This window comes from Escherichia sp. E14V7 (assembly GCF_004212225.1).
Lineage (GTDB): Bacteria > Pseudomonadota > Gammaproteobacteria > Enterobacterales > Enterobacteriaceae > Escherichia.
Genome location: NZ_RHJJ01000010.1, coordinates 170673 through 182509 on the forward strand (window position 1 = coordinate 170673; position 11837 = coordinate 182509).

9 protein-coding genes are annotated in these 11837 nt (G+C 52.7%); 3 read left to right on the forward strand and 6 right to left on the reverse strand.

What is annotated here, in order from left to right; translation table 11 throughout:
* Window positions 1–3: 3 nt before the first annotated feature.
* Together torS and torR are read right to left on the reverse strand one after the other, a co-directional pair.
* Window positions 4–2748, reverse strand: coding sequence for a TMAO reductase system sensor histidine kinase/response regulator TorS (gene torS, locus D9741_RS11965; RefSeq protein WP_130215815.1), 2745 nt, complete (start codon window positions 2746–2748; stop codon window positions 4–6).
* A gap of 32 nt (window positions 2749–2780) precedes the next feature.
* Complete coding sequence (torR, locus tag D9741_RS11970; protein ID WP_130205416.1) at window positions 2781–3473, reverse strand: two-component system response regulator TorR; 693 nt, start codon at window positions 3471–3473, stop codon at window positions 2781–2783.
* Between the two features lie 131 nt (window positions 3474–3604).
* Here torR and torC point away from each other — a divergent pair, with 131 nt between their 5' ends.
* The 3 genes from torC to torD are packed head-to-tail and all read left to right on the forward strand — an operon-like array spanning window position 3605 to window position 7904.
* Window positions 3605–4774, forward strand: coding sequence for a pentaheme c-type cytochrome TorC (gene torC / locus D9741_RS11975; protein WP_130215817.1), 1170 nt, complete (start codon window positions 3605–3607; stop codon window positions 4772–4774).
* Window positions 4774–7308: a trimethylamine-N-oxide reductase TorA gene (gene torA / locus D9741_RS11980; RefSeq protein ID WP_130215819.1), complete on the forward strand. Its 2535-nt coding sequence runs from the start codon at window positions 4774–4776 to the stop codon at window positions 7306–7308. The genes torC and torA overlap by 1 nt, the downstream gene beginning before the upstream one ends.
* Entirely contained in the window at window positions 7305–7904 is a 600-nt protein-coding gene (torD, locus tag D9741_RS11985; RefSeq protein WP_130215821.1) for a molecular chaperone TorD, read from the forward strand. Before torA ends, torD begins: the two co-directional genes overlap by 4 nt.
* An 845-nt stretch (window positions 7905–8749) precedes the next feature.
* Here the strand turns inward: torD and cbpM are convergent.
* The 4 genes from cbpM to D9741_RS12005 form a co-directional block, all read right to left on the reverse strand.
* The gene (gene cbpM / locus D9741_RS11990) at window positions 8750–9055 is read right to left on the reverse strand and encodes a chaperone modulator CbpM (RefSeq protein ID WP_130205424.1); all 306 of its coding nucleotides are present in this window, start codon (window positions 9053–9055) and stop codon (window positions 8750–8752) included.
* Window positions 9055–9975 (reverse strand): curved DNA-binding protein, encoded by a 921-nt coding sequence (gene cbpA / locus D9741_RS11995; RefSeq protein ID WP_130205426.1) that lies wholly within the window; start codon window positions 9973–9975, stop codon window positions 9055–9057. The genes cbpM and cbpA overlap by 1 nt, the downstream gene beginning before the upstream one ends.
* A 213-nt stretch (window positions 9976–10188) precedes the next feature.
* On the reverse strand, window positions 10189–10545 hold the full coding sequence (locus D9741_RS12000) for a RidA family protein (RefSeq protein ID WP_130215823.1): 357 nt from the start codon (window positions 10543–10545) through the stop codon (window positions 10189–10191).
* Window positions 10542–11795, reverse strand: coding sequence for a D-amino acid dehydrogenase (locus D9741_RS12005; protein WP_130215825.1), 1254 nt, complete (start codon window positions 11793–11795; stop codon window positions 10542–10544). The genes D9741_RS12000 and D9741_RS12005 overlap by 4 nt, the downstream gene beginning before the upstream one ends.
* Between the last annotated feature and the right edge of the window lie 42 nt (window positions 11796–11837).

Here is an 11837-nt window from a genome sequence, read left to right on the forward strand (position 1 = left end):
GATTCACATCGGGTTTGGGGCGTTCTTATTCAGCCACTGTTCCAGGGCCGCGATGCTACGCGTAATTTCTTCACGCGGCAGGGCCGCGGTTAATGGTTCCAGCTCAAGTTGTCCGCACAACTGACTGGCACTGCGCATGCCCAGACTGGCACAGCTGCTTTTCAACTGGTGCGCGGCACGTTTGATTTTGTCGCTGTCGTGACTGGCGCGGGCAGTGTCCATTTCATCGAGAAGGGGCAGGGCATGTTGTTTAAATAATGCCAGCCATTCGTGGATTTTCTCCACCCCCATTAACTGCGCATCTTCATTGAGCTGCGATACATCCAGTGGTTGATGGTTATGTGTTTGCAGGTGCAGATAGTGAGCCAGTAACTGACCAAGCACTTCACGCGACACCGGTTTAGGGATAATTCCGCGAAATAGCGAACTGGTACGCTGGCGCAGCGTTTCGTCGATGACATGGGCGCTAAAGCCAATCAAAACCAGCGACGGATATTGGAGCGAAAGTTGCCGGGCAAGTGTAATGCCGTCGATATCCGGCAGATCAAAATCCACCAGTGCGGCAGCAAACGGTTCACTATTTTGCAGCGTCTCTAAAGCCTGCGCGGCATTTCCTACGGCTGCGACCTGAGCGCCACTGGTGTTAAGTATCTCGATGGTAATACGCTGCGTTAGCGGGTTATCTTCAATCAACAGTAATCGTAAACCGTCCAGACGCACCGCCTGATTGACTGTTTTTGGTGCAGGCGCAGTGGCAACACGTAACGGTAACCGTAAGCCAAAACAGCTTCCAACTCCCGGCCTGCTGGTGGCGGTCAGTTCGCCGCCCATCGCCTGAGCCAGACTGCTACTGATAGTCAGCCCCAGGCCGCTGCCGCCGCGTTTGCCGCTCACCTGAACAAACGGCTGAAAGATATCAGCCAGTTTCGCGGGATCAATACCACAGCCGCTGTCTTCAACTTCGACCAGCCATTGCTCGCCATCAATGCGGCTGCGCAGGATAATCTGCCCCTCATCGGTGAAACGCAGGGCATTACTCAACAAATTGGTAATAACCTGGCGAATACGGCGCGGATCGCCCATTAATGCGGTTGGGACATCGTCGGCAATTTCTGTTACCAGTCGAATCGGACGACCTTTAACCCGTCCGCTCATTAATTGCAGGGTACTTTCCAGCAGTGGGCGCGGTTCAAAGGGCTCATCGCTGACCGAAACATTCTTGCCACCTGCTTCGATAGCCGAATAATCGAGAATATCATTGAGGATGGTCAGCAATGATTCGCCAGAGTCGGTAATCGCCCGCAAATCATCACGCTGGGCGTTAAGCGCCGGGTTATCTGCCAGCAACTGCGCGGTGCCGAGAATTCCGTACAGCGGAGTGCGGATCTCATGGCTCATTGCTGCCAGAAACGCCGATTTTGCCTGACTGGCTTTTTCTGCTTCCGCCCGTGCCAGGCGGTGTTCTACCACCAGTTCCTGCAATTCGGCAGTGCGCGCTTTGACCTGCGCCGCCAGTTGTTCGCGGTGGCGATTAAGCGCATGAACACTGCTGCGAAAAGCATCCATCAGCCGCCCGATGGTATCCAGTTCCCGCACGCCAGCGGTTTCCGGGAAAGGGGAGTCGATATCACCATCCAGCAAGCGTTGCAGCGCCTGCGTTTGTTCGGCAAGTGGACGCGTGACTGAGCGATAAACCACGCGCCAGAGGATCAGAATCAATGAGCAAAGTGAAACGACGCCCAGCAGTAGCAGGTTAAACCGTACATGTTCACTGGCGCTTTCCAGATGTGTAAGTCCGGCCCGATTACGCTGCTCAATGGTTGCGACCAACTGATTAACTTCGTTGCTGAACTGTGCAAACTGCACAATATTATTTTGCGTCAGCGTCTGCAGGTGAGTATTGAGTGCTTTTTCTCGTTGGTAGAGCGCCAGTAACTCGACATATCGTTGTACTGTCTCCAGTGCCTTTTCCGCCTGCGCGCGAACCGGTGGGGCCTTAATGCGCCTTTGTTGAAGCTGTACCCTGTTAAGGGCGTTTTTCAATTGAACAGGCAGCCTGTTCTTATTTTTTTCACTCTCCTCCAGCTCCAGTTTCATAACGAAATGCTGTATTTGCAGAGCGCTAAAGCGCATTTCGTGCATCTGCCTGACGTACTCACGATCGCCAGCAACCCACTGTTCGACGGCGCTCTCCGCCGACCTGTTATGATTGTGGCCAAACACACTTTGCGGGCCAGACTGCGGTGATGCGGTGGCGATTGCAATGTAATGGGTCTGGGATTGCGCGATGTTGGCGATTTCTCCGGCCGCGGCGACGATTTGCTGGCTGAGTTGTTGCTGTTGATCGTGGAGTTGCAGCCGCTGGCCGACCAGATCACCTTGCTGGCGTAGCGAGTGGTCAATCTCATAGGCTTGCCGTTCAATGGCTATCGTCTCAAACCCTTTCTCGCGCAGACCCTGCAACAGGGTGTCAATTTTCAGCTTCTGCGCCGATAACGTCCTCCCCTGGGATTGCCACATCTCTACGCTATCCGTGTTGTTCAGATTTTGGGCGGTAAAGAGCTCCCACGCACTGGCCTCACTCAACTGACGGGCCATATTCATGGTTGGGATCAGGGCCAGAGTGTTGGTCTGAGCGCTTTGGGTTAAAACGCGCAGGTTATACCAACCTACAAAGATACTCACCAGCGTCAGCAATGCCATCAGGGCAAACGCCATCCACAATCTTTTGGCCAGAGTGAAAATCATCCTTGGTGCACCACATTACCTGAATCGGTGGATTAATAGACATCAGCGGCTAAGAAATACCCTTCGCCATGCTGCGTAACTAACAGGTTGGCGCTGAGTTTATGACGCAAACGGCGGATCAATACGTCCACGGTGCGCAAATCGGGGTTTTCTACCCGCCGGGCGGAGAGCATACGCAACAGTCGTTCACGGCTGAGGATCTCGCCAGGATTAGTGACAAAGGCCACCAGCATTTCGTATTCCGCGCGGGTGAGTTTGATAGGTCGGTCGTCTTGATCCAACGTGTGGCGTGAGATATTCAGACAATATCCGGCAAAACGATAGCAGTTATCCTGAGAGAGAGCGTTGGCCTGACGGGCCAGATCGATACGCCAGAGCAGATTTTTTACCCGAACCACGAGTTCACGCAGCTCCAGCGGTTTGATGACATAATCATCGGCGCCCATCTCCAGCCCGACAATTCGATCAATAGGATCGCTGCGCCCGGTTACCAGAATAATCCCCACCGTTGAGCGTTCGCGCAGGGCTCGGGTAAGCATTAAGCCGTTTTCATCGGGCAGGTTAATATCCAGCAAAATGAGATCAACAGGCTGGTTTTCCATAATTTCCCGTAGTCCGTCGCCGCTTGCCGTGACCGACACGAGATACCCTTCCTGGATGAAGTAGCTTTGCAAACGTGCCTGCGTTACAGGCTCATCTTCAACAATGACAATATGGTGTGACATCCCTGCCTTCCCGATCTTCCTGTTCATATCCATTCATATGCTGTCATAAGCCATTCATCCTGACGAGTGCCGTTATTCATATTTGCTTATTAAGATCACAGTTGCCAAATTATATTTTTACAGGAGTTATTATGAGACGACTATGGAGTGCGCTGCGTCGGCCAAGTGCGCGTTGGTCGGTGTTAGCGCTGGTGCTGATGGGGATTGTGATCGGTATTGCCTTGATTGTGTTACCTCACTTCGGGATCAAGGCCACCAGCAGCACTGAGTTTTGCGTCAGTTGCCACAGTATGACGCCGGTGTATGAAGAATATAAAAAGTCGGCGCATTTCCAGAATGCTTCTGGCGTACGTGCCGAGTGTCATGACTGCCATGTCCCGTCAGATTTACCGGGAATGTTGAAGCGGAAACTGGAAGCGAGTAATGAGGTGTATCAGACCGTTATTGGTCACTCCATCGATACCCCTGAGAAATTCAACGCTAAACGCGCAGAACTTGCCGAGCGCGAATGGGCGCGGATGAAAGAGAACAATTCAGCTACCTGCCGTTCCTGCCATAACTACGACGCGATGGATCATGCGAAGCAGCATCCGGAAGCCGCACGTCAAATGGCCGCCGCAGCGAAAGATAATCAGACCTGTATCGACTGCCATAAAGGCATTGCCCACCAGCTGCCGGATATGAGCAGCGGCTCGCGTAAACAGTTCGAAGAACTACGCGCCAGCGCCAGAGATGATAAAGACATCCTTTATTCTATAGATATAAAGCCGCTTTATGCAGCAAAGGATGATAAAGAAGCGACGGGTTCACTGCTGCCAGCCTCTGAAGTGAAAGTGCTTAAACGTGACGGCGACTGGTTGCAGGTGGCTATCATCGGTTGGACGGAAAGCGCTGGAACTCAACGGGTTCTGACCGAGTTGCCCGGCAAACGGATTTTTGTCGCTTCCATTCGTGGCGATATCCAGCAGCAGGCGAAAATGCTGGAGAAAACCACCGTTGCTGACACCAAAACCGAGTGGAGTAAGATGCAGGCCACCGCATGGTTGAAGAAGGGCGATATGGTCGACGACATCAAACCAATCTGGGCCTATGGCGATACGCTGTACAGCAGCGCCTGTAAACAGTGCCACGGCGCGTCGGCAACCACCCATTACGACGCCAACGGTTGGATCGGCCAAATCAACGGCATGATTGGTTTTACCAGCCTGGATAAACGGGAAGAACGCACCATGCTGAAATATCTGCAAATGCATGCGTCGGATACCGCAGGGAAGTCTCACAGCGATAAGGAAGGAAAATAATGAAAAATAAAGACATTTTTCAGGCATCACGTCGACGTTTTCTTACCCAGCTTGGTGGCTTAACGCTGGCCGGAATGCTGGGGCCATCGCTGTTAACTCCACGCCGTGTTAACGCAGCGCAGGCTGTTACGTCGAAAGAAGGTATCCTGACCGGTTCGCGGTTTGGCGCCATTCGCGCGACGGTGAAAGACGGGCGCTTTGTGGCGGTGAAACCGTTCGAACTGGATAAGTACCCGACGAAAATTATCGCCGGGCTGCCGGATCACGTCCACAATCCGGCGCGTATTCGCTACCCAATGGTACGAGTCGACTGGCTGCGTAAGCGCCATCTGAGTGACACCACTCAGCGCGGCGATAACCGTTTTGTCCGCGTCACTTGGGATGAAGCCCTGGACATGTTCTATGAAGAACTGGAACGGGTGCAAAAAACCTATGGCCCCAGTGCGTTACTGACCGCCAGCGGCGGGCAATCATCCGGTAAATTTCATAGCGCCGGGGGAATGCTGTCGAAAGCCATCGCACTACATGGCAATAAAGTGAGTACTGGCGGTGACTATTCCACCGGGGCAGCGCAGGTGATCCTGCCGCGGGTGGTGGGATCAATGGAAGTTTACGAACAGCAAACATCCTGGCCGTTAGTGTTGCAAAACAGTAAAATCATCGTCATGTGGGGCACCGATTTGGTGAAGAATCAGCAGGTTAATTTCCGCTGCCCGTCTCACGATGTTTATGAATATTACGAGCAACTGAAAGAAAAGGTGGCGGCGGGCGAAATCGAAGTTATCAGCATCGACCCGGTGGTCAGTTCAACGCATGAATATCTGGGGCGTGAGCACGTTAAACATATTATTGTTAACCCGCAAACCGATGTCCCGCTACAACTGGCGATGGCCCATACCCTGTACAGCGAAAATCTGTACGACAAACAATTCATTGCTGATTATTGCGTCGGTTTCGAGCAATTTTTGCCGTATTTGCTGGGTGAGAAAGATGGCCAGCCGAAGGATGCCGTCTGGGCAGAAAAGCTGTGTGGCATTGACGCCGAAACGATCCGCATGCTGGCGCGGAAAATGGCGGGCACAAGAACGCAAATTATGGCTGGCTGGTGCGCCCAACGTATGCAGCACGGCGAGCAGTGGTCATGGATGATTGTGGTGCTGGCGGCAATGCTCGGGCAGATTGGCCTGCCTGGTGGCGGTTTTGGTTTTAGTTGGCACAGCAGCGGCTCAGGCGTGCCAGGCCGTAAAGGGATTATCCTGAGCGGTTTTCCCGGTGCCACGAAAATTCCGCCAGTTCATAACAACAACGATTACAAAGGTTACAGCAGCACCATCCCAACGGCTCGTTATATCGACGCCATTCTGGAACCGGGGAAAGAGATCAACTGGGACGGCAAAACAGTTAAGTTGCCGCCGCTGAAAATGTGTGTTTTCGCCGGGACCAATCCGTTCCACCGCCATCAGCAGATCAACCGCATTATCGAAGGCTGGCGCAAGCTGGAGACAGTGATTTCCATTGATAACCAGTGGACCTCCAGTTGCCGCTTTTCCGACATTGTATTACCCGCAACCACACAGTTTGAGCGTAACGATCTCGACCAGTTTGGTGACTATGCCAGCCATGGGCTTATCACCACTAAACAGGTGGTGCAGCCGCAATTTGAGGCGCGCAACGACTTTGATATTTTCCGCGAGTTATGCCGCCGCTTTGACCGTGAGGAAGCCTTTACTGAGGGGCTGGATGAGATGGGCTGGCTCAAGCGCATCTGGCAGGACGCGCTCCAGCAGGCCAAAGGACTCGGCATCCATTTACCGACCTTTGATGAGTTGTGGAACAGTAAAGAATACGTGGTCTATGACCATCCGCAGATGTTCGTGCGTCATCAGGCGTTCCGAGAAGATCCTGACCTCGAACCGCTGGGGACGCCGAGCGGGTTGATTGAGATCTACTCGCAAACCATCGCCGACATGCACTATGACGATTGTCAGGGGCATCCAATGTGGTTTGAGAAAATTGAACGTTCCCACGGTGGACCAGGTTCGCAGAAGTATCCACTGCATCTGCAATCGGTGCATCCCGATTATCGCGTCCACTCGCAACTGTGTGAATCTGAAACACTGCGTCAGCATTACAGCGTAGCGGGTAAAGAGCCGGTATATATCAGCCCGCAGGATGCCCGTGCGCGCGGGATTGCTAACGGTGATGTGGTGCGTGTCTTTAACGATCGGGGGCAGGTTCTGGTGGGCGCGGTGGTTTCTGATCTCTATGCGCCTGGCGTGGTGCGGATCCATGAAGGTGCCTGGTATGATCCGGATAAAGGCGGTGAGCTCAATGCGCTGTGTAAATACGGTAACCCCAATGTGCTAACGCCCGACATCGGGACTTCGCAACTGGCGCAGGCGACCAGCTCACACACGACCATCGTGGAAATTGAAAAATTCACCGGTCCAATAGAGAAGGTAACGGCGTTTAGCGGTCCGATTGAGATGGTGGCGCAGTGCGAATATATTCCGGCGTCGCAGGTGAAATCATGACTTCACTAACGGTGGAACAGAATGCTTGTGTCTATGCCTGGCTGGCGCAGTTGTTCTCCCGTGAACTGGACGATGAACAACTGACGCAAATCGCCAGTGCACAGATGGCTGAATGGTTTTCTTTGCTGAAACGCGAGCCGCCGCTGACTGCGGCGGTGAATGAGCTGGAGAAAAGTATTGCTGCATTGACAGTACGTGACGACGCCCGTCTGGAACTGGCCGCCGACTTTTGCGGCCTGTTTTTGATGACTGACAGGCAGGCGGCACTGCCGTATGCATCGGCGTATCAGCAGGACCCACAGGTGATCAAAGGCTTACTGGCTGAGGCTGGGATGGACACCAGTGGCAATTTCAACGAACCGGCAGATCATCTGGCGATTTTTCTTGAGTTGTTAAGTCATCTGCATTTTGCCCGGGGAGAGGGGATTGTACCTGCACAGGAAGTTGACAATCTGCGGCAAAAAACACTGACGTCGCTGCGGCAATGGTTACCAGAGTTTGCTGCGCGTTGCCATCAGTATGACAGTTTTGGTTTTTACGCGGCACTAAGCCAGTTATTGCTTGCGATAACCAATAGAGATAATGCCGATTGGTAGGTCTGATAAGACGCGTTAAGCGCCGCATCAGGCATTATGGCACAGCCGCCGGATGCGGCGTGAACGCCTTATCCGGCCTACGGGAACGGTGATCTTTGTAGGCCTGATAAGACGCGTCAAGCGTCGCATCAGGCATTATGGAACAGCCGCCGGATGCAGCGTGAACGTCTTCTCCGGCCTACGGGAACGGTGATTTTTGTAGGCCTGATAAGACGCGTCAAGCGTCCCATCAGGCATTATGGCACAGCCGCCGGATGCGGCGTAAACGCCTTATCCGGCCTACGGGAACGGTGATCTTTGTAGGCCTGATAAGACGCGTCAAGCGTCGCATCAGGCATTATGGCAGAGCCGCCGGATTCAGCGTGAACGCCTTATCCGGCCTACGGAAAGGGTGATTTTTGTAGGCCTGATAAGACGCGTTAAGCGTCGCATCAGGCATTATGGCAGCGCCGCCGAATGCGGCGTGAATGTCTTCTCCGGCCTACGGAAAGGGTGATTTTTGTAGGCCTGATAAGACGCGTTAAGCGTCGCATCAGGCATTATGGCAGCGCCGCCGGATGCGGCGTGAATGTCTTCTCCGGCCTACGGAAAGGGTGATTTTTGTAGGCCTGATAAGACGCGTTAAGCGTCGCATCAGGCATTATGGCAGCGCCGCCGAATACGGCGTGAACGCCTTCTCCGGCCTACGGAAAGGGTGATTTTTGTAGGCCTGATAAGACGCGTCAAGCGTCGCATCAGGCATTATGGCAGCGCTGCCGGATGCGGCGTGAACGCCTTATCCGGCCTACGGGAACGGTGATCTTTGTAGACCGGCTAAGATGCGTCATCGCATCCGGCAGCCACACTCACGGGTGAGCCACAAACCGGGAAAGCCGCTGGCGTAACAGACGGTTTTCCTGTTTCAGATGTGCAATATCATCCATTAACGTCAGCGCCACCGCGATCCCAGGCCAGTCCAGCGCCAGTTCTTGACGCAGACGTACCGCGCGTTGCACCACAATGGCGGCATGGTCATCAAATACCCAGGTTGTTTCCTGGATCTCTCTCGGTTCAACCACCCCCAAACCGACAATTTCATTCAACTCCTCTTCAGAAATGCCGGTATGCAGGCAAAATTCGGTAATGGTAAAAGTCACCGTAACATGAGCCATTATGCTTTCCCCCAATCTTTACGTGGATCAAAAGACGACTGGGCGTCTGCCAGTTGTTGCCACAGCGCGGCAGTATTTTCATCCGGTTTCGGCGGCATGACGATTTTCAGTACCGCATACAAGTCACCAGTCTGTTTTTTGCTTACCAGACCTTTGCCTTTAATGCGCAATCGTTGCCCGGCCTGACTGCCTGGCGGAATGGTCAACAAAATGCTTTCTTTCAGGGTTGGTACAGTGACTTTGCTACCCAGAGCCGCTTCCCACGGGCTAACCGGCACCACAATTTCCAGATCCTGACCGACAATATCAAACAACGGATGCGGGGCTATATGAATCACCAGCCACAGGTCGCCATTTGGACCACCGTTTTCGCCTGGCGTCCCCTGGCCTTTCAGGCGGATACGTTGGCCATTGCCGACGCCCGCCGGGATCTTCACATTCAGCGTTTTCGGGATTTCCTGTTCGATCATGCCAAAGGCGTTATAAACCGGCAGGTTATAGCTGATGGTACGTTTGTGCTCAGTAAGCGTTTCTTCCAGGAATACCGCAACTTCAATTTCAATATCGTGGCCACGTGTGGCGGGGCGTTGACGGCTCTGGCGGGCATGTTGACCGAAAATTGACGAGAAGATATCGTCAAAATCTTCGGCATTGAAACTCTGACCGTCGCCATGCTGGAACTGGCGGTTGAATTGCGGATCGTTGCGATGCTGCCACATCTGATCATATTCAGCGCGACGCTGTTCATCACTTAGCACTTCCCAGGCTTCAGCAACCTCTTTGAAGCGGGCTTCGGCATCGGGCTCTTTGCTGACATCAGGATGGTATTTGCGGGCCAGTCGACGATAGGCGGTCTTGATTGTCTTGAGATCGTCCGTCGGTTTCACGCCCATGATGGCGTAATAATCCTTTAATTCCATAGCGTTATCTCGCGTAAATCAATACAGACAAAGGGAAACCCCTGACAAGGTATCAGAGTTAAGTGTAGGGGAAATCAGAAAAAATCGTAGGCCAGTGATAAAAACATAACTAAAAATGATATTTTCAGCCTGAATTTTGGCAGGTAAAAGAGGGGACGTTTAACCTTCATAGATGCCCCATGACGACGTTGTCAGGGGGCTGAAAATGGTGAATTATCCGGCTTTTACCGCAGTGACCATCACTTCAACCAGAATCTCCGGGCGGGCCATCTCAGCCTGCACGGCAGCACGTGCCGGGCTATATCCTTCTGGCAGCCAGTTAACCCATACGTCGTTGAAATCGGCAAAATCGCGGCTGATATCTTTCAGCCATACCTGAGCGGACAAGAGATGAAATTTATCACTACCAGCTTCAGCAAGTAATGTGTCGATTTTCTCCAGTACTTCGCGCGTTTGTTGCGCGATGTCAGGCGTATTGCTCTTCGGTGTCTGGCCGGAGAGAAATACAAGATTGCCATATTCCACACTGGCGGCAAGACGAGGTTGTGGGTCATTACGTTTGATATTCAAGCTGATTGGCTCCATGTCAGTCCATCAAGGGAAATTGTAGGATCTTCGCCCGACAGCAGCGCGCCTAACACCACGGCACTACCCGCCGCCAGCGTAAAGCCCAGACTGCCCTGACCAAGATTCATCCACAGATTTTGATACTTCGCCCGTCCTAATAGTGGCGGACCCGCAGGGGTGGATGGACGCATACCTGTCCATAATTCAGCATCATCGATACCTTGCAGTTGCGGAAAACTGTTAGCTACGATCTGCTTTAAGGCATTGATTCGTTCAGGGCGCAATTCATTTCCGTCATAGCCAATATCGACCATGGCGGCGATACGCAACCGCTCACCGAGGCGGGCATAGACAATTTTATGACCATAGTCGGTGACACTGATTTGCGGTGCGATCCCCATTTCTTGTGGGAAGGGGAGCGTCAGACTGTAACCTTTCAGACCGCAGAGCGGTACGTGAGTCCCGGTTTCGGCAAGTAAATGCTTACTGCCATTACCCGCGGCAACGACATAATCATCAGCAACCAGTGTTCCTGTGCTGGTGGTGATGGAATCAATGCGCTCGCCTTTTTTATTCAACTGCAAAACTTCACAATCGGTTTGTAGCGAAAAATTTGCGCTGGCATTAAGTTTGGCAAGTAATGCCTGGCAGAACTTATAGCAGTCCGCCGTTTCATCGCCGGGGGAGTAAATACCGCCACACAATGAATGACCAATATGTTTTAGTGCTGGTTCAAGATGAACGCACTCTTCGCGTGATAAAGCCTGTTGAAATTGCGGATTAATACCTTTTGCTGCTTTGGCTAAATCTTGCGGGCGGCGATGAATAATCAGTTTGCCAGAACGGCGCCAGTGAAAATCATCAAGATTATCTTCCAGCAGCCACTCTTCCATGACCTGACGGCTTAACAGTGATAAGCGTAAAATATGGTCGCCATTGAGTTTATTTGTCCGGCTATTGCAGGCCAGTAAAAATTCCAGCAACCAGCGCCACTGGCTAAATGACATGCGCAAACGCATATTGAGGGGGGAGTCGCTTTTCCCCATCCATTTAATTCCCTGCATCGGTACGCCTTTATCCGCCAGAGGAGCAACGTAGCGATAACTGAGTTGCCCACCATTAGCGAAACTGGTGGCGACGCCTGCCTGGCTGTTGCGTTCTAACAATTGCACCTGATGGCACTGTTTTACCAGCACCCATGCTGTTGCCAGACCAATTACCCCGCCGCCAATAATTACAATGCGTTTTTTCATCACCTGAGATATCCACCGCTAATAAATGCGTTGGGGTTATGT